Here is an 18,362-nt window from a genome sequence, read left to right on the forward strand (position 1 = left end):
ATCGATCTTGGACAGGTATCCACCGCCCTTCCTACTCTGACAAGAGTGACCCACTACTCCCCCAGCGAACTGGCAGCGCAGCTGAAGACCGGGCTGCTCTCGTTCCCCGTCACGCACTTCTACCCGGATCTGAGCTTCAACGAGACCGCCTATCGCGAGCACCTGTCGTGGCTGAGTCAGTACGACGTCGCGGGCCTGTTCGCCGCGGGCGGGACCGGCGAGGGCTTCTCGCTCACCACGGCTGAGATCGACACCGTCGTACGGACAGCCGTGTCGGAGGTGGACGGGCGGGTCCCGGTGATCGCGCCGGCCACTGGCGGTACGGCGACTGCCGTCGCGGGGGCGCAAGCGGCCGAGGCTGCCGGCGCGGACGGGATCTTGCTCCTGCCGCCGTACCTGACCGAGGCGGGGCAGCGTGGTCTGATCGAGCACGTGTCGGCGGTATGCCGGAGTACGAGCCTCGGCGTCACTGTTTACAGCCGGGCGAATGCGATCCTCAACGACGTGTCGGTCGCCGAGCTGGTGGAGCGGAATCCGAACCTGGTCTGTCTCAAGGACGGCGTCGGCAACATCGAGATGATGACGCGGACGTACGCGCGGGTGGGTGACCGGCTCACGTACATCGGCGGCCTGCCGACGGCCGAGACCTTCGCGCTGCCGCTGCTGCAGCTCGGGTACAGCACGTACTCGTCGGCGATCTTCAACTTCGTGCCGGAGTTCGCGCTCGGGTTCTACGCGGACGTGGTCGCGCAGGACCGAACTTCGGTATACCAAAAGCTGAACGAGTTCGTGCTGCCGTACCTGGACATCCGGGATCGGGTGAAGGGGTACGCCGTCTCGATCGTGAAGGCCGGCGTGAACGCGATCGGACGGTCGGCCGGGCCGGTGCGGCCGCCGTTGCAGGACCTGACCGATGACGAGCTGGCGCAGTTGACCGAGCTGATCGGGAAGGTCAAATGACGCCGACCGTCACGTCTGTCGAGGTCGTGCCCGTCGCCGGGTACGACAGCATGCTGCTCAATCTGAGCGGCGCGCACGGTCCGTTCTTCACCCGAAACGTCGTGATCGTGACCGACAGCTCGGGTAATACCGGTCTGGGCGAGGTGCCGGCCGGCGAGAACATCGCGTCGACCATCCGCGAGGCCGCGCCGCTTCTCGTCGGACAACAGCTCAGCCACCATCGGAGTCTGCTGCGCACCGTCTCCGCCACCTTCGCGGGACGCGACAGCGGTGGCCGCGGTCTGCAAACGTTCGACCTGCGTACGACGGTTCATGCGGTGACGGGGCTCGAGTCCGCACTGCTGGATCTGCTGGGCCAGCATCTTGGTGTACCAGTCGCCGAACTGCTCGGCGACGGGCAACAACGTGCCGCGGTCCCAGTGCTGGGTTATCTGTTCTACGTCGGCGACGTGGCGCAGACCGATCTGCCCTACACGACGGATGACGGCGACGGTGAGTGGGCGCACTTGCGGCGGCGGCCGGCGCTGACCGCTGAAGCAGTTGTTGCCTTGGCGGAGGCAGCTCAGCAGCGGTACGGGTTTGCGGACTTCAAGCTGAAGGGCGGCGTGTTCGACGCGCAGGTGGAGATCGACGCGGTGCGCGCGTTGCACGACCGATTCCCGTCCGCGCGGATCACCGTCGATCCGAACGGCGCGTGGTCGGTCCGTGAAGCCATCGCGGTCTGCTCGGGGCTGGACGACGTACTCGCGTATGTCGAGGACCCGTGCGGCGCCGAGGCCGGGTTCTCCGGCCGGGAGACGATGGCCGAGTTCAAGCGGTATACCGGACTGCGGACGGCGACCAACATGATCGCGACCGACTGGCGCGAGCTCGCGCACGCGATCCGGATGGACGCCGTCGACATCCCGCTGGCCGATCCGCACTTCTGGACGATGGCCGGATCCGTGCGGGTCGCGCAGCTCTGCAACGACTTCGGGCTGACCTGGGGTTCGCACTCGAACAACCACTTCGACATCTCGCTCGCGATGTTCACGCAGGTCGGCGCGGCGGCGCCCGGCGACATCACCGCGCTCGACAGCCACTGGATCTGGCAGGACGGACAGGCCCTCACCAAGGAGCCGTTGCAGATCGTCGGCGGCGAGATCGCCGTACCCACGCGCCCCGGCCTCGGCGTCGAACTCGACCGCGACGCGTTGGACGCAGCTCACGAGCTCTATCTGCAGCACGGCCTCGGCGCCCGCAACGACGCGATCGCGATGCAGTACCTCGTCAAGGACTGGATCTTCGACCCGAAACAGCCCTGTATGGTGCGCTAGATGAGGGTCTTCTTGTCAACGGACATGGAAGGTACGGCGGGGGTCGTCGACTGGAGTCAGTGTCGCGGGCCCGGACCGGAGTACGAGTACTACCGGGGTCAACTGCAGGCCGAGGTCAACGCCGCGATCGACGGCGCGATGGCTGCCGGCGGTACGGAGTTCCTGGTCAACGACTCGCACTCGACCATGCAGAACCTGCGTCCCGACGAGCTGCACGGACGCGCGAGTTATCTGTCCGGGAAGCACAAGCCGCTGTACATGATGGAGGGCCTCGACGATTCGTACGACGCGGCGTTCTTCGTCTCGTACCACGGATCGGCCGGGTCGACGGGGTCCGTGCTGCACCACACGTACAACCCGCGCGCGATCGCCGAAGTACGGCTGAACGGCACGATCACCGGTGAGGCCGGAATCAACGCGCTGGTGGCGCTCGCGCACGGCGTTCCCGTCGTACTGATCTCCGGCGACCGGATCACGATCGACGAGGCGCAGCCGTTCTGCCCGGACATCGAGTCGGTCGTCATCAAGGACTCGATCTCGCACAACGCCGCCCGATCCGTGCATCCCGAGCTGGCCCGCGAGCTGATCCACGACGGCGCCCGCCGGGCCCTGGCGCGGCTGACCGACATCAGGCCGCCGAGCATCTCGCTGCCGGCCGAGCTGACCGTCCGGTTCCACAGCCGCGCGTTCGCCGAGCTCGCCTGTGCATTGCGGAACGTCGAACGCCGGGAGGACAAAGTTGTTGCTCTGCGCAACGATGATCCACTGGAGCTCTACCGGACCTTCATCGCGACCGTGCTGCTGAGCCGCGGTGTGAGCGAGTAACCAGGCGTTCAACTGCTGTTGTGCAGGATAGGTTTTGATCGGAGCCGTCGTCTCTCGCTAGGAGTCTGGAATGCGTTGGCAGAAGCCGTTCGCCGCAGCCGTTGTGCTGACCGCTCTCACCACGACGCTGACCGCGTCCGCGACACCCGACACGCACGGCACCGGCGGTAGTAGCGGCGGCGCGTGCTCGCCGGACGCGAACCTCCTCGGGTTCAGCGACGCGCTGGACAAGACGACGTTCGACGGTCAGCCGGTCGCCGGCCTGTCCGCACTCAACGTCACCGGCCCGCACAGCGCGGTCGCGCTGGTGGACAACGTCGGGACCACGCCGGCCCGCGTGTTCGACCTCGAGGTGAACAGCAGGCCGACCTCGGTGCGCGTCGACGGGATGACGATCCTCAAGCGTCCGGACGGTACGCCGTACAACGGCGGCGACTTCGACGGCGAGGGCCTGGTCGTCGAGCGCGGCGACCGCACCATCCTCGCGACCTCGGAGCGTGAGCCGTCGATCCGCCGCTTCCGGCTGTCGGACGGCAAGGAGATCGCGTCGCTACCGGTCCCGAGCCGGTTCCAGGTCGCGCCGGCCGGCGAGGCGACCAGCAACGCGACGTTCGAGTCGCTGGCGGTCAGCCGCGACGGACTGTCGCTGTTCGCCGGCATGGAGGGCCCGCTCGCACCGGACGGCACCGACTCGAACAACCGCACCCGGAACCGCATCATCCGGTACCTCGGTCTGCCGGGGCACGAGTACCGGCCGATCGCGCAGTACGCCTACAAGCCGGATCCGGGACTCGCGCTGGTCGAGCTCGCGTGGGTGAGCCCGACGGAGCTGGTGTCGATGGAGCGGACGTTCACCGCCGGTGTCGGGAACACGATCCGCGTGTTCACGGTGTCGCTGCGCCGGGCGACGGACGTGACCAAGCTGGCGTCGCTGGCCGATGCGCCGGAGAAGGTCTTCCTGCAGAAGAAGCTGCTGTTCGACCTGGTCGACTGCCCGCCGTCGGGCGCGGTCGCCAAGCAGCCGCAGCCGAACCCGCTGCTGGACAACGTCGAGGCGCTTGCTCTGGGTGGATACCTGCCGGGCGGACGGCGGCAGCTGTACCTGATGTCCGACGACAACAACGGCGCCACCCAGATCACCCGCTTCTACTCGCTGGCGGTCAAGCTCTAGCACGCTGGCGTGATCACGGTGCTTGGGTAACACTGTGTGAATGCGCGTGATCGTGGTCGGTGCGGGCGTGATCGGGCTGAGCTGTGCCGTCCGGCTCGCCGAGGGCGGGTACGACGTGGCCGTTTTCGCCCGGGACCTGCCGTTGGAGACGACGTCGTCCGTGGCGGCCGCGATCTGGTACCCGTACCTGTCGGCGCCGGAGGACCGGGTGGCCGGCTGGTCGCGGGCGTCGTACGAGGAGTTCGCGAAGCTGGCGGAGATCGAGCCGTCGGTGCAATTGCGGCACGGGCGCGAATTCCTGACCGAACGTACGCCGGATCCGCGGTGGGCGGACGTACTGCCTGATCTCACGCGGGTCGGGTCACCGCCGGAGGGATTCGTCGACGGGTGGTGGTTCACGGCTCCGGTGATCGACATGCCGTCGTACCTGCCGGCGTTGGTGAAGCGGCTCGAGCAGGCGGGCGGGACGCTGACACGCGCGGCGTTGTCCGCGTTGCCGACCGGGGCCGATCTGGTCGTGAACTGCGCCGGGCTCGGTGCGCGACTGACTGCGGGCGATCCGACGGTGACGCCGGTCCGCGGTCAGGTGATGACCGTCGAGCCGTGCGGGTTGACCGAATGGCTGCTCGCGGATCGGTCGCCGACCGAGCTGACGTATGTGGTCCCGCGGGAGAAGGACGTCGTTGTCGGCGGCACGAGCCGGCCGGGCGACTGGAATCTGGCCGTCGATCCTTCGACCAGCTCGGAGATCCTCGAGCGGGCCGCGGAGCTCGTTCCGCAACTCCGCAAGGCGAAGATCATCCGGCAGCGGGTGGGGTTGCGGCCGAGCCGGCCGACGATCCGGTGCGAGTTGGTGCGTACGCGGACCGGCGAGCCGGTGATCCATTGCTACGGGCACGGCGGGTCGGGCGTGACGCTGTCGTGGGGTTGCGCGGACGAGGTCTTCGAACTTGTCCAAGGCCTCTGACCGCCTGATCATCCTCGACGGCGGGATGTCGAACGCTCTCGAAGAGCGCGGTCACGACCTGTCCGACGCGTTGTGGTCCGCACGGCTGTTGCGGGACGATCCGGCGGAGATCGCGGCAGTTCATCGCGCGTACTACGAAGCCGGCGCGATGGTGGCGACCACGGCGAGCTATCAGGCGAGCGTGGTCGGTTTCGAGCGAGCCGGCGTCGGGCGGGCCGAGGCGGAACGGCTGATCACGAGCAGCGTGCGGATCGCGCGCGAGGTACGCGACGAGTTCCCCGGGCGACTGGTCGCCGCCTCGGTCGGTCCGTACGGCGCGATGCTGGCGGACGGCTCGGAGTACCGCGGTCGGTATGGCGTGCCGGCATCCGTCCTTCGCGACTTTCACGGGCCGCGACTCGAGCTGCTGATCGATGCCGGTCCCGACCTACTGGCCGTCGAAACAATCCCCGACACCGACGAGGCCGAGGTGCTGGCGGCGCTGCTGGCCGAGCTGGGCTTCCCGGCGTGGTTCTCGTACTCGATCGACGGCGCGCACACCCGAGCCGGCCAACCGCTGCGGGACGCCTTCGCGATCGCCGCGATCGACCAGGTGGTTGCCGTAGGCATCAACTGTTGCCGGCCCGCCGACGTCCTGCCCGCCGTCGAAACCGCGGTCGCTGTGACCGGCATGGCGGCAGTTGCCTACCCCAACCGCGGCGAGTCCTGGGACGCCGCCGCGCGGCAATGGATCGGCGACGGCACCAGCCCGGCAACCTTCGCCCGCGACTGGCTGGCAGCCGGGGCAATCTACATCGGCGGCTGCTGCCGGGTCGGCCCGGACGACATCCGGGAGCTACACACCAAGCACTTGGCAGAGGAGATCTAGGGCTCCGGGGTAGGCGTGGTCGGGTGGGGTGCCATAACCGACGATCACTGCTTGGCGGGTGGCTGGGGTCGGGTTGAAGTGGTACGCGCTGAGCGCAGCCAGGCCCAGGCCCTGGCGGGCGGCTCGGGTGACGATGTCTTCGGCGTCGCCGGGGACGTCGAGCAGGACGTGCAGGCCGGCGGAGATGCCGGCTACCTGGACGTTCGGAGCGCGGACGGCCAGGAGTTCCACCAGGCGGTCGCGGCGGCGGCGGTAGTGCAGGCGGGAGCGGCGTACGTGGCGGTCATAGTGGCCGGAGGCAATGAATTCCGCGAGGACCAGCTGATCAAGGGTTGCAGTCTGGTAGTCGGCGGTGCGCTTGGCTGCGATCACCGGTTCGATCAGGCGTTGTGGCAGCACCATCCACGCCAGTCGCAGGCCCGGCGCGAGGCTCTTGCTCGCCGTACCCGTGTACGCGACCCGCTCCGGATCGAGCGCCTGCAGCGCCCCGACCGCCTGCCGGTCGTACCGGAACTCGCCGTCGTAGTCGTCCTCGATCAGCACCGCGCCGGTCTCCCGCGCCCACTCGACGGCAGCGGTACGACGCTCCGGCGCGAGCGGCACGCCCGTCGGCATCTGGTGCGCCGGCGTGAGCAGCACCCCCTGCCCGGTCAGCTGTGACGTCTGCGCACCGAGCTCGTCCACCGGCACAGCCGCGGCCGAAAGCCCGCGCGCCCGGATCACGTCCCGATGCAGCCCGTACCCGAACTCCTCGACCGCGATCGTCGTACCGCCGAGGTTCTTGATCGCCTCGCTGAGCAGACTCAGCGCCTGCACGTACCCCGAGCAGATCAGGATCCGCTCCGGATCCGCGCGCACGCCACGAGCCCGCGCGAGGTAGTCGGCGAGCTCCCGCCGCAGCTCGATCCGGCCGCGCGGATCGCCCAGCCCGAACGCCTCGTTCGGCGCCAGCATCAACGCCTTCCGAGCCGCCGCCAGCCATTCGGTCCGCGGGAACGTCGCCACATCCGGCGACCCGGGCGTCAGGTCGTACCGGAACGACCGCTCTTGCGGCAGCACCACCGCCGGCGTCGACGGTACGGCGGCCCGGTTGGCGACCACCGTCCCGGACCCCTGCCGCGCGGTCAGCCAGCCCTCGGCCACCAACTGCCCGTACGCGTCCGCGACCGTGTTCCGCGCGATCCCGAGATCCTTCGCCAGGGACCGCGACGACGGCAGCCGGGTCCCAGCAGGCAGCCGCCCCGTCCGGATCGACTCGTGCAACGCGTGCACGAGCTCGTTCCGCCCCCGCGCCGCAGCCAGATCCAGATGCAGGTCGGCCCCCGCCTCGGAATCCTCCATGAAACCGGACTTTATCGCGCGTCAGCCCGCGACCAGTCCTTCACTGATCCCCCACAGCCGCGCCGCGGCCCCCTCGTCGTAACTGCGCACCGAGGACCTGCCCGGTCTGCCGTTCGTGAAGAACCCACCCGTTACCCGGCTGAGCCCGGGCGCCGACGCCAGGTGGATCGAAGTCATCGCGCCCTTCGCCGGCGACCTCATGAACGGCCGCAGGAACGGGACCACCATCCGCTGTACTCCGCTGGGGTCCTCCGCCCCGAACGAGGTGCTCACCACACCGGGGTGCAACGCGTTGGCGGTGATCTGCCCGGATGGCACTCGCCTGGCCAGCTCGTAGCTGAACAACAGGTTGGCGAGCTTGGACTGGCTGTAGGCGACCGCACCGGAGTACGACCGCTCGCCTTGGAGATCGCCGAAGTCGATGTGTCCGGTGGCCTGGGCACTGGACGACACCGTGACCACCCGCGCCGGCGCGCTCTCGTCGAGCCGGTCGAGGAGCAGCTGGGTGAGCAGGAACGGGGCGAGATGGTTCAGCGCGAACGTCAGCTCGAGGCCGTCGGCGGTGACGTGGCGCGTGTCCCAGTAGCCGCCGACGTTGTTGACCAGTACGTCGATCCGGGGAAGCTTCGCGAGTACGGCGGCAGCCAAGCGCCGTACCTCGATCTGGGACGACAGGTCGGCCACGAATACGTCCACCTGCACTCCGGACGCCGTACGGATCTCGTCCGCGGCTGCCTCGGCTCGCCTGCGGTCGCGGCCGGTGATCGCGACGCGGGCGCCCAGGACGGCGAGGCCGGTGGCGGTTGCCTTGCCGATGCCGCCGGTCCCGCCGGTGACCAGGACTGTTCGCCCGGTCATCCGGCCCCCGTGGCCGGTTGTCATTTGACCTCGGCTCGCATCACCATGCGTAGCCCGATCAGGAGCGGTACGACGAGCCAGACGATCCCGGTCACGCCGATATTGGCCCATTGCTCGCCGGTCAGGGACTTGTCGAAGACGAACAGGCCGCTCTGTGCGAACTGGATGTCGACCCACGGCTGCAGCTCGTGGAACCAGTGTGAGCCCGCCGCCAGCAGGCTGAAGATCGTGGGCAGGAGGAACGTGAGGACGAAGTACGTCACGACCGCCCCGATCGAGGCCCGGATCAGGACGCCCAGCATGAAGCCGACCAGCAGGCTCAGCACCATGCCGAGGACGTAATACAGGCACTGGGTGATCGTCACGTCCCAGACCAGTGTGGCACCGGTGACGGCGGCGCCCACCAAGTTGCCGAGGGCACCTACCGCGAACGTCAGCGCCATCGCCGCGATCGCGATGACGACCGACGAGATCGCCTTGGCGGTGATGATCCGGCCGCGATGCGGGACCAGCGTGAACGTGGTCAGACCGGTCCGCTGGCTCCACTCGCTGGTGACCGCCAGGATCGCGACCAGCGGCAGGATGATCACCACCGGGAAGCGGATCGCGGTCGCGAACGTGGAGTACGTGAGTTGATCGTCGGAGGCGAACAGGATCACCCCGGTCGCCGCGAGTACGGCGGTGATCGCGATACTGGCGATCAACCAGAAGCCGGATCGGGTGTCGAACATCTTGCGGAGCTCGACCGCGATGATCCGGCTGAGTGGGACCGGAAGGACGACTGCCCGTTGCGGCCGGACTGCTTCTACTGCGACGGCGGTCATGCCGGTGCTCCTTCGCGCTGGGTCGTGGACGTGAGCTCGAGGAACATTTCCTCCAGGCCGGCGCCTTCGGCGGCCCGCAGTTCGGTCAACGCGACACCCGACTCGAGTGCCACCGTCCCGACGACGGCGGCATCCGCGTCGGTGCGCAGGGCGCCGTCGCCGGTCGCACTCGCGGTGAGTCCCCACTCCGTCAGCGCCCGCTCGAGGCGGGCCAGGTCTGCGGCGCGAACGATGGTGCCGGCCGCCTGCAGCAGTTCGGTCTTGGCGCCGTGCGAGACGATCCGGCCGTGGCCGATCATCACGATGTCGTCGGCAATGACCTCGATCTCGTGCAGCAGATGCGAGGACAGCAGGACGGTTCCGCCGCGGTCGGCGTACCCGCGGAGCAGGTCGCGCATCCAGCGGATGCCTGCCGGGTCCAGCCCGTTCGCCGGCTCGTCGAGGATCAGCACGTCCGGGTCGCCGATCAGCGCGGACGCGATGCCGAGCCGTTGACGCATGCCGAGCGAGTACTCCCCCACTCGCCGGGAGGCTTCGTCCGGGGTCAGGCTGACCGTGGTCAGCATCTCCTCGACTCGCATGCGCGGCAGACCCATGAGGCGCTGGGCCAGCGTGAGGATCTCGCGGCCGGTGCGACCGGCGTGCTGTGCTGACGCGTCGAGCAGGACGCCTACTTCGCGTCCCGGGTTCGGCAGGTCCGCGAACCTCCGCCCGGCGATCGTCGCGGTTCCGGACGTGGCGCGGGTGAGGCCGACCATGATCCGCATCGTGGTCGATTTGCCGGCGCCGTTCGGGCCGAGGAATCCGGTCACCCGGCCCGCGGCGGCGGTGAAGCTGACGTCGTCGACCGCGAGCGTTGCGCCGTACCTCTTCGAGAGTCCTTCGACGGTGATCATGCGGACATCCCGGTGATCGCGATCTTGCCGCGGACCTGGCCGGAGGTCAGGTGGCGCATGGCATCGGGGACCTCGTCCAGTGGGTACGTGCGGTCGAGGCTGGGGGTGACCTTGCCGGACTCGATGAGGGTGGTGAGGCGTTCGAGCTCGCTGCCGCGCACCTTGTTGACGAAGAAGGTCAGCCGCTGGCGCACGAACAGCGACAGGGCCAGTGCGCGGAACTGGCGGTTCATCCCGCCGCTCGGGCCGCCGCCGTCCTCACCGCCGGTGATGACGGCCGTGCCGGTCGGCGTCAGCGCGCGGCGGAGCCTCGAGAGCGTGGGGTTGCCGGCGATGTCGATGATCAGGTCATAGCGATCGCCGGTCGCGGCGAAGTCGTCGCGGGTGTAGTCGAGGACATGATCGGCGCCCAGCGCCGAGACCAGGTCTAGCTTGGACGTGCTGGCCTCGCCGGTGACCTTCGCACCGAACGCCTTGGCCAGCTGTACGGCGAAGCTGCCGACGCCACCCGATGCGCCGATGACGAGGACATGCTGGCCGGCCTCGACCCGGCCGGTGATCAATGCGTCGAGGGCGGTCAGCGCCGAGATCGGGACCACGGCGGCCTGCTCGAAGGCGAGGTTGGCCGGCTTGTGGGCGAGCCGGTCCGCACGAGTGACGGCGTACTCGGCGAACGAGCCGGGCGCTTCGCCGTACACCTCGTCACCGACGGCGAACCTGGTGACCGCGGAGCCGACGGCCTCGACTGTGCCGGCGACATCGCGTCCGGGCACCGGGTTCCGCGGACCGCGGAAGCCGAAGGCGAGCCGGAGCAGGTACGGCGTACCCGTCATCAGGTGCCAGGTGCCGCGGTCGAGGCCGGCGGCGTGCACGCGGACGAGCACTTCCTCTGCGGAAGGTTCGGGACGGGCAATCTGCCTGACCTGCAGGACGTCGGCATCGCCGTACCGGTCCTGCACGATCGCTCGCATGGTGGTCGTGGTCGTGCTGGCCATGGTGTTTCCCCCTGGTGTGCTGGATGTCGGAGCCCCCAGCGCCGATGGCCTTTCGTACTAAGTACGGTGACCGTATCGTACTTTGTACGAAACTGCTATGGTCCGGGGGTGGAGAAGTCAGCTGGTGACACTGGTGACACAGCACAAGGCCGCCAGCGGCTGAGCCGGGAGCGTGTGCTGGCTGCCGCCGTCGGGGTCGCCGACGCGGGCGGGATCGGGGCGCTCACGATCCGTTCGCTGGCCCAGGAGCTCGGAACGAAGCCGATGTCGGTCTACTACCACGTGGCCAACAAGGACGCGATTCTCGACGGAATCGTCGATGTGGTCTTCAGCGAGATCGATCTGCCGTCGCCCGGCGGCGACTGGCGTTCGGAGTTGCGCCGCCGGGCCGCGTCGGCCCGGCAGGTGCTGCGGCGGCATCGCTGGGCGATCGGGCTGATGGAGTCGCGGACCACCCCGGGCCCGGCGACGCTCCGCCATCACGACGCGGTCATCGCGACTCTTCGGGCGGCCGGCTTCTCGCTGGAGATGACGGCGCACGCCTACGCCCTGATCGACAGCTACACCTACGGCTTCGCACTTCAGGAAGCCGGCCTTCCCTTCGAAGGTCCCGACACGGTGGCGCCGGTCGCGGACTCGATCATGGAGCAGTTCCCCGTCGGCGACTATCCGCATCTCGTCGAGATGGCGACCGGTTACTACTTCAAGACCAGCTACGACTTCGCCGACGAGTTCGACTTCGGACTCAACCTGATCCTCGACGGCCTGAGCAGCTCGCTGCACCCGGCCAGCGACGGCTAGCGCTTTCCGGTCCGGACAGGCGTACTGTGGCGGTAGCTCCGGAACGACGACATCCCACCTCGTGGTGAAGCCAAACCGGCCCTCCCGTTAGGGAACGTCATGTCCGATCCTCAGAGCACGCCCGAGACCCCTGCCCCGGTCACGCCGCCGCCGTCGCCCGTCGACGAGCTGATGAAGCCGCTGACCAAGCGGGCGCCGCGGACGCCGTTCCGCACCGCGTGGACCCAGCTGCGCAACCTCGTCCGCCGCGACAAGGCCTGACGACTTGTCGTAGTCGCGGACGGGATTGGCCCAGGGATCTGCCGTGGGAATGGACCACGTACCTGGGCCGATCCCGTCATAGCGTGAGGGTATGAGTTCAACGACGCGGCGGGTCAAGCTCGCCAATCTCGCACCCGACTTCTACAAGGCCATGATCGAGCTGGACCGGGTGTCCGACACCGGGCTGGACCCGAAGCTGGCGCACCTGGTCCGGATCCGGGCCTCGCAGATCAACGGCTGCTCGTACTGCACCGACATGCACTCACTCGACCTGATGGAGTTCGGCGCCGAGCAGCAGCAGCGGATCGCCCTGCTCCCGGTCTGGCGGGAGGCAGAGAAGTTCTACACCGACCAGGAGAAGGCGGCTCTGCACCTGACCGAGGCGATCACGCTGATCAGCGTCGACCACGTCCCGGACGACGTGTACGAGGTCGCGGCCGCTGCCTTCGACGAGAAGGAACTGGCCCAGCTGATCGCGCTGATCATCACGATCAACATGTGGACCCGGGTCGGCGTCACCGGGAAGATGGAGCCCGGACATTACAAGCCGTGAGGTCAGCACGATGACTGCCGAGTTGTTCAGAGCACTGCACCACGGCGGCACTCTCCTCGTCCTTCCGAACGCGTGGGATCCGGTGAGCGCCCGACTGGTCGCCGAGGCCGGCTTCCCCGCTGTTGCGACCAGCAGCGGGGCGGTCGCCCGCGTCCTCGGGTACGACGACGGGCAGCTGACGCCGGCGGCGACGATGTTCGCCGCGGTCGCGCAGATCGTCCGCGCGGTCGACGTACCGGTCACTGCTGACATGGAGGCCGGGTACGGCCTGCCGGCGAAGGAGTTCGCGGAGAGGTTGCTGGAGACCGGTGCGGTCGGTTGCAACCTGGAGGACTCGCTCGACGGCGGGCTGGTCGATGTGGCACAGCAGGCCGACTACCTGGCCGAAGTACGGGCCGCCGCGGGAGCCGAGCTGGTGATCAACGCCCGGGTGGACACGTTCATCCGGCCGGTCGACGATCCCGTCGCCGAAGCAGTACGCCGGGGGCGCGAGTACCGTCGCGCCGGAGTCGACTGCGTCTACCCGATCCTCGCGCCGGTGGACCAACTCGCTCAGGTGGTCGAGGGCGTCGGCGGACCGATCAACGCGCACGCTGCACCGAGTGGACCGACGCCGTCCGAGCTCGCGGCGGCCGGCGCGACGCGGATCTCTTACGGGACCAGCGTGCACGCCTACCTGATGACCAAGCTGCAGGAGCTGCTGCCGACACTGCGTTAGCCGTCGAGGGTGCGGGGCAGACCGAAGTACGACGCGACTGTGGTGTCGAAGTGGATGATCTCGTCGATCCGGTCGCCGGCGATGCTGATCACGACCACCCCGATCAGGTGGAGGCCGCCGGTGACCGGATCACGGATGTATTCGCCCCAGGCCGGCTGACCGTTCGCGCCGACCGGGACCATCGCCGCGATCAAGCGGCGGTGCGCGGCCAGCGCGGTGAAGAATCGGTGGGCTGCCTCGGTGCCGTGGTACTCGAACGGCAGCGGCGGCATCCGCACCCACGCATCGCTGGTCATCAACGCGACCAGCGCATCGACGTCCTGCGCGGTGAACGCCTCGACGAAACGGTCGGTCAGCTCACGCTCCTTCGCGCCGCCCACACTCGACGGCCGATCGGCAGCGTCCATGGTCGACCGAGCGCGAGCAAGTGCGCTGTTGACCGCGGCCTCGGTGAGCCCTAGCAACTCTGCGGTCTCGCTGGCTCGATAGCCCAGTACGTCGCGGAGCAGGAGCACCGCCCGTTGGTTCGGCGGGAGCAGTTGTACTGCGGTGACGAACGCGAGTGAGATCGCCTCCCGCGACTCGTACCGCGCCTCCGGGCCGGGCAGCTGATCCGGTATGCCATCCAGGAGGAGGTCGGGATAGGGCTGCAGCCACAGCACCTCACCCGATCGGTAGGGCTCCGGCGCCGGGACCGGGAGTGGTGCCGTCGGCAACGGTCGGCGCGACGAGGAGCGCAGTACGTTCAGGCAGCGGTTGGTCGCAATGCGGTAGAGCCAGGTGCGGACCGAGGACCGGCCCTCGAACCCGCTCAACCCGATCCATGCCGAGAGCAACGTTTCCTGCAGCGCGTCCTCGGCGTCCTGCAACGAGCCGAGCATCCGGTAGCAGTGCAGCTGCAGTTCCCCGCGATGCGGCTCGACCAGTGCCGCGAACGCCTCCCGGTCACCTTCCCGCGCACGCTGGAGCAGGTCGTCCGGCATGAGTCACCTCCGTCGTCATTCATCCTCGCACTGGTTGTGACACCGGCATGGGTCCGAACTGATCGGTCCCGGAGCGAGCAGTTCCGGTCGACGGCGTGGTCTGTCCTCTGTGCAAGGACAACCGAACGGAGAACACACCATGTCGATCGAGAACCGCACCGTCCTGATCACCGGCGCCAACCGAGGTATCGGCCGCGCGCTGGTCGAGGAAGCCCTACGCCGCGGCGCCAAGCACGTGTACGCCGGAACGCGGGTCGCACTCACGCATCCGGATGAACGGGTGACCCACCTGAGCCTGGACGTGACGGACCAGGCCCAGATCGAGGCGGCGGCGAAGGCCGTCGAGTCCCTCGATGTCCTGGTCAACAACGCCGGCCTGGCGGCGTACGACAACTTGTCGGACCGGACGCAGCTGGAACGACACCTCGCCGTCAATCTCTTCGGGCCGCATGCGATGACCTCGGCGTTCCTGCCGCGGCTCGTCGAGTCGGGTGGCGCGATCGTCAACGTGCTGTCCGTGGCAGCACTCGCGTCGCTGCCGATGATCCCGGCGTACTCGATCTCGAAGGCGGCCGCGTTCTCGCTCACGCAGGCGCAGCGTGCGCTGCTGGCGCCGCAAGGTGTGCGGGTGCATGCCGTCCTGACCGGGCCGACGGACACCGACATGTCGCGGGACCTCGACGTGCCGAAGGCGTCACCGGAGTCGGTCGCTCAGGCGATCTTCGACGGGGTCGCGGCCGGCGAGGAGGAGATCTTCCCGGATCCGTTGTCGGCGATGCTGGCTCCGAGTTGGGCTGACGGTGCGGTGAAGGCTCTCGAGCGTCAGAACGCGGCGCTCCTGAGCGCGTAGACGAGGGCCCAGTCCTGATCGTTGGCGAGGGGATCGGCGACATGCGCGGGCTGGCCGTTGACGCAGCTCGGGTAGACGAACGCGCAGGTGGCCGATCCGTCCGCGTTGAAGCTGACCAGGTTCGCGCGGAGGATCGCCTCCTTGGCGGCGTCGAGCCAGGCGGCCTGTTCGGGCGTCACGAGTTCGCGCGGCCAGGCGGCGTACACGACGGCGCTCAGCGCGGACCAGTAGTGCGGGAAGACGTCGCCCCACAACCGCAGCCGGCCGAACCAGTAGCCGTCCCAGTGCCGGATCGGGACATGGCGCAACCGTACGTCGGGCTGGTCGGCGGCGAACGCGGTCAACCAGGGCAGCCGCCGGGTCAGCTCGGCACCGTCGATCTCGTCCGGCGCGATTTGGTATGCCGAAACGAGCAGCTCGAGGAGCGGGGCCACCATCGACTGCTCGTAGTTGACCTCGTGCGGCGGCAGCTCGTCGCCGTACCCGATGAAGGTTTTGGTATGCCGGATCAGGTGCTCGTGGAGGCCGAGCTCGCTGAGGAGCGGGCCGAGGTCGAACGCCAGGAAGTGGTCGCCGCCGAGTTCGTAGTACCGGTTGAGGATGCTGGTCGCGCCGGGCCGGTCGCCCTGGCCGAGCAGGAAGCGCGCGAACCACGGGAAGTTGTACAGGCGGACTGCGCTCTGGTGAATGCTGTCGTCCTGGATCGTGCCGGCGTCGTCGAGGAGGTACTCGCGGACGAACTGCTCGTAGCCGTTGAGCGCCTCGTCCAACTCGGCGCGGTCGCCCCAACCGCGGTCGCGGACCTCCTGCAGGAGAAGGGCCATCCCTACTCGCTCACGCGCGTCCGACCAGTCCCGCCACGCGCTGGACAGGACAGTGAGGCCACTGTCGTTGTCGTACGGCACGAAGGCGTACTGACGGCTGCCGTCCAGCTCGGGACGGCGTTGGTGGTCGAGGATGAACCGGACTCGGCGTTCGGCGACCTGCTGGAGCGGCTCGTGGAAGAGGACGGCGATCCGGGACCTGCCGTCGGGTGCTTCGACGTACTTGATGCCGGGCTCGGCGGCGGTGATCTCGCGGCCGTCGTGGAGCCGGATCGTCTCGTTGACTGCGGCCGCCAGGCGGTCTGCCCCGATCAGCGGCTGCCTGTCTGCGTGGAAGGCAGCGAGATTGGTATACCAGCCGAGCTGCCAGGTCCACCGGTACGAGGCGCCGGGCTCGAGCGTGATGGCCGGTTGGCCTCCCATCGCGTGCGGGGCGCGGGCGTGGTCAGTGACGTGCAGGTAGATGTGCCCGCGGATGTTGCTGCTCGTGCCGGGTTCGCGTGACTCGACGGAGTACGCCCAGAGCTCGCCCTCCTTCAGCTGCAGGCCGAGACCCGGTCCGCTGCCGTCCATCGGTACCGCCCAGACCCACGCGTCCGCGCCGCCGGTCCAGACGTGCGCGTGGACGGCGCCGGTCAGGCTCTCGCGGCTGGACGTGTAGACATCGCGGTACGGCGTACTGATCGCGAGCGAGCCGATCTCGATGGACTCGGCGCTTGTGTTGCGGAGCTCGTACGTCTCGGTCCAGTGCTGGCCGAAGCGACGGCCGACGCGGAGCTCCAGCTCGCCGAACCGGTACATCAGGTCGATACCGCTGCTCCGCCACCGAGTGAACGCAGGGTTGTCGAAACGGTATGCCGCGTGGTCCGTGATCACGAATCCCTTGCCCCAGGCATGCAGGCTGTCGTGCACGACGCCGTCGTCCAGCAGCACCCGCCGGCCGTCCGGGTGCAGCACCTGTACGACCGCTCCGTCGTCGCCGACCTGAACCTCGCCCGCACCGAATCCGAAACTCTCCACGATTCGCCAACCTATCGATGTCGAGAACCGCTGGGTGGCTCCGTCCCCCTGATGAGAACACGCTCAGACGAAAGGTCGACTCCGATGAACAAGCAGCAGATTGCCGAGATCCTCGCCAAGCCGTACTCACAGCAGCTCCTCAACGGCGCCGAGCCGGCGCGTCTCGCGTACGACGGCCTGGACGGCGACCCCCGCGTCATCCCGATCGGCTTCTGGGTCGAGGGCGAGCAGATCCTGGTCGCCACGGTGCCGAAGGCCGCCAAGGTCGCGGCGATCCGCAAGCACCCCAAGGTCGCGCTGACCATCGACACCGGTGCGTTCCCGCCCAAGGCCCTGCTGATCCGCGGCACCGCCGTGGTGGAACTGGTCCCGGGCGTCACGGAGGGCTACCTGACCGCCGGCCACAAGGTGATGACCGACGAGCAGTACCCGGACTGGGCCGCGGGCGTCCAGAGCCTGTACGACGAGATGGCCGTCATCACGATCACGCCGACCTGGGCCAAGCTGCTCGACTTCGAGACCACGATCCCGCAGGCCGTCGAGGACCTGATCAAGGCGAAGAGCGCGGGCTGATCACAGCCGGTGCGGCCACCTGTCGGCGGCGTGCGGCATCCTTGGGTGGTGGTATACCAAACCCAGGAGAAGTCGATGAACGACAGCCGGGAGTCCGAGACCGAGCGGGTGACGCGGCAGCTGCGGGACGAGATCCTCGACGGCGTGCGGCCACCCGGTGAGCGGCTGGTCGAGCGGGAACTCGCGGCCGCCCTCGATGTCAGCCGAGTGCCCGTCCGGGAGGCACTCAAGGCGCTGGTGAGCGAGGGGCTGGTGACACCGCGGCCCCGGTCCTGGTCGGTCGTCCGCACCTTCACCGACTCCGACATCGCGGATCTGACCGAGGTCCGGACCGCGTTCGAGCCGCTGACGTTCCGGCTGGCGGCCGAGCGCCGTACCCGCGAAGGGCTCGATCGGCTCAGAAAGACTTTGGACGAACAGCTTGTGGCGGCACGCGCCAAGGACGCCGTGGTCGCCCGGCGGAAGGCGGCCGACTTCCACGAGCTCGTCACCGAACTGGCCTCGAACGAGCTGCTGATCGAGATCGAGCGCCCGCTGCGCAGCCGGATGCGCTGGCTGCTGACCCAGCACGACGATCTGATCGCGGTCGCGGGTCAGCATCTGGAGCTGTACCGGGCGATCGCGAACCGCGACGTCGACGAGGCGGAGCGTCTGGCGGGTGAACATCTGGCCCAGTCGCAGGTCCTGTTCCGGTTCAGCCGCGGCATGGACTGACGCGGCGCCGGATCAGTCAGAGCAGGAGGCAATTTGGTATACCA

General features: G+C 68.5%; 20 protein-coding genes. 13 read left to right on the forward strand and 7 right to left on the reverse strand.

The window, feature by feature from the left end:
• The first annotated feature begins 45 nt into the window (after positions 1–45).
• The 6 genes from kdgD (at position 46) to mmuM (ending at position 6,107) form a co-directional block, all read left to right on the forward strand.
• Positions 46–960: a 5-dehydro-4-deoxyglucarate dehydratase gene (gene kdgD / locus OHA10_RS39505; RefSeq protein ID WP_371403896.1), complete on the forward strand. Its 915-nt coding sequence runs from the start codon at positions 46–48 to the stop codon at positions 958–960.
• Positions 957–2,276: an enolase C-terminal domain-like protein gene (locus tag OHA10_RS39510; RefSeq protein ID WP_371403897.1), complete on the forward strand. Its 1,320-nt coding sequence runs from the start codon at positions 957–959 to the stop codon at positions 2,274–2,276. Before kdgD ends, OHA10_RS39510 begins: the two co-directional genes overlap by 4 nt.
• Complete coding sequence (locus OHA10_RS39515; RefSeq protein ID WP_371403898.1) at positions 2,277–3,101, forward strand: M55 family metallopeptidase; 825 nt, start codon at positions 2,277–2,279, stop codon at positions 3,099–3,101.
• Between the two features lie 70 nt (positions 3,102–3,171).
• Positions 3,172–4,272 carry an esterase-like activity of phytase family protein gene (locus tag OHA10_RS39520; protein ID WP_371403899.1) on the forward strand — a complete coding sequence of 367 codons (1,101 nt, stop codon included), beginning with the start codon at positions 3,172–3,174 and terminating at the stop codon, positions 4,270–4,272.
• A gap of 40 nt (positions 4,273–4,312) precedes the next feature.
• Positions 4,313–5,239, forward strand: coding sequence for an FAD-dependent oxidoreductase (locus OHA10_RS39525; protein WP_371403900.1), 927 nt, complete (start codon positions 4,313–4,315; stop codon positions 5,237–5,239).
• On the forward strand, positions 5,223–6,107 hold the full coding sequence (mmuM, locus tag OHA10_RS39530; protein WP_371403901.1) for a homocysteine S-methyltransferase: 885 nt from the start codon (positions 5,223–5,225) through the stop codon (positions 6,105–6,107). The genes OHA10_RS39525 and mmuM overlap by 17 nt, the downstream gene beginning before the upstream one ends.
• On the opposite strand, the gene OHA10_RS39535 is transcribed toward mmuM, so the two are convergent.
• Genes OHA10_RS39535 through OHA10_RS39555 form a run of 5 tightly spaced genes read right to left on the reverse strand, consistent with a single transcriptional unit; the run spans position 6,075 to position 11,021 of the window.
• Positions 6,075–7,448, reverse strand: a complete 1,374-nt coding sequence (locus tag OHA10_RS39535) for a PLP-dependent aminotransferase family protein (RefSeq protein ID WP_371403902.1) — start codon at positions 7,446–7,448, stop codon at positions 6,075–6,077. The two genes, mmuM and OHA10_RS39535, sit on opposite strands and share 33 nt — an antisense overlap.
• Before the next feature lie 21 nt (positions 7,449–7,469).
• The gene (locus OHA10_RS39540; RefSeq protein ID WP_371403903.1) at positions 7,470–8,306 is read right to left on the reverse strand and encodes an SDR family NAD(P)-dependent oxidoreductase; all 837 of its coding nucleotides are present in this window, start codon (positions 8,304–8,306) and stop codon (positions 7,470–7,472) included.
• A gap of 20 nt (positions 8,307–8,326) precedes the next feature.
• Positions 8,327–9,130, reverse strand: coding sequence for an ABC transporter permease (locus OHA10_RS39545; RefSeq protein ID WP_371403904.1), 804 nt, complete (start codon positions 9,128–9,130; stop codon positions 8,327–8,329).
• Entirely contained in the window at positions 9,127–10,026 is a 900-nt protein-coding gene (locus OHA10_RS39550) for an ABC transporter ATP-binding protein (protein ID WP_371403905.1), read from the reverse strand. Before OHA10_RS39550 ends, OHA10_RS39545 begins: the two co-directional genes overlap by 4 nt.
• Positions 10,023–11,021, reverse strand: a complete 999-nt coding sequence (locus OHA10_RS39555) for an NAD(P)-dependent alcohol dehydrogenase (protein ID WP_371403906.1) — start codon at positions 11,019–11,021, stop codon at positions 10,023–10,025. The genes OHA10_RS39550 and OHA10_RS39555 overlap by 4 nt, the downstream gene beginning before the upstream one ends.
• Before the next feature lie 108 nt (positions 11,022–11,129).
• Here OHA10_RS39555 and OHA10_RS39560 point away from each other — a divergent pair, with 108 nt between their 5' ends.
• From OHA10_RS39560 to OHA10_RS39575, 4 genes are all read left to right on the forward strand, one after another.
• Positions 11,130–11,822, forward strand: coding sequence for a TetR/AcrR family transcriptional regulator C-terminal domain-containing protein (locus OHA10_RS39560; RefSeq protein WP_371403907.1), 693 nt, complete (start codon positions 11,130–11,132; stop codon positions 11,820–11,822).
• A 99-nt stretch (positions 11,823–11,921) separates the two neighbouring features.
• On the forward strand, positions 11,922–12,083 hold the full coding sequence (locus OHA10_RS39565) for a hypothetical protein (RefSeq protein ID WP_371403908.1): 162 nt from the start codon (positions 11,922–11,924) through the stop codon (positions 12,081–12,083).
• 91 nt (positions 12,084–12,174) lie between these two features.
• On the forward strand, positions 12,175–12,636 hold the full coding sequence (locus tag OHA10_RS39570) for a carboxymuconolactone decarboxylase family protein (RefSeq protein WP_371403909.1): 462 nt from the start codon (positions 12,175–12,177) through the stop codon (positions 12,634–12,636).
• Positions 12,637–12,646: 10 nt separating this feature from the next.
• The gene (locus tag OHA10_RS39575; protein WP_371403910.1) at positions 12,647–13,354 is read left to right on the forward strand and encodes an isocitrate lyase/phosphoenolpyruvate mutase family protein; all 708 of its coding nucleotides are present in this window, start codon (positions 12,647–12,649) and stop codon (positions 13,352–13,354) included.
• Here OHA10_RS39575 and OHA10_RS39580 read toward each other — a convergent pair.
• Complete coding sequence (locus tag OHA10_RS39580; protein WP_371403911.1) at positions 13,351–14,337, reverse strand: sigma-70 family RNA polymerase sigma factor; 987 nt, start codon at positions 14,335–14,337, stop codon at positions 13,351–13,353. The genes OHA10_RS39575 and OHA10_RS39580 overlap by 4 nt on opposite strands.
• A gap of 139 nt (positions 14,338–14,476) precedes the next feature.
• Between OHA10_RS39580 and OHA10_RS39585 the strand changes: the two genes are divergently transcribed.
• Positions 14,477–15,187: an SDR family NAD(P)-dependent oxidoreductase gene (locus OHA10_RS39585; protein ID WP_371403912.1), complete on the forward strand. Its 711-nt coding sequence runs from the start codon at positions 14,477–14,479 to the stop codon at positions 15,185–15,187.
• Here OHA10_RS39585 and OHA10_RS39590 read toward each other — a convergent pair.
• On the reverse strand, positions 15,160–17,031 hold the full coding sequence (locus tag OHA10_RS39590) for a hypothetical protein (protein ID WP_371403913.1): 1,872 nt from the start codon (positions 17,029–17,031) through the stop codon (positions 15,160–15,162). The genes OHA10_RS39585 and OHA10_RS39590 overlap by 28 nt on opposite strands.
• A gap of 84 nt (positions 17,032–17,115) precedes the next feature.
• Between OHA10_RS39590 and OHA10_RS39595 the strand changes: the two genes are divergently transcribed.
• Together OHA10_RS39595 and OHA10_RS39600 are read left to right on the forward strand one after the other, a co-directional pair.
• Positions 17,116–17,604, forward strand: a complete 489-nt coding sequence (locus tag OHA10_RS39595) for a pyridoxamine 5'-phosphate oxidase family protein (protein WP_371403914.1) — start codon at positions 17,116–17,118, stop codon at positions 17,602–17,604.
• A gap of 75 nt (positions 17,605–17,679) precedes the next feature.
• A complete protein-coding gene (locus OHA10_RS39600) occupies positions 17,680–18,318 on the forward strand; it encodes a GntR family transcriptional regulator (protein ID WP_371403915.1) in 639 nt (212 codons plus the stop codon).
• Positions 18,319–18,362 lie beyond the last annotated feature (44 nt).

The organism is Kribbella sp. NBC_00662, assembly GCF_041430295.1.
Classification (GTDB): domain Bacteria; phylum Actinomycetota; class Actinomycetes; order Propionibacteriales; family Kribbellaceae; genus Kribbella.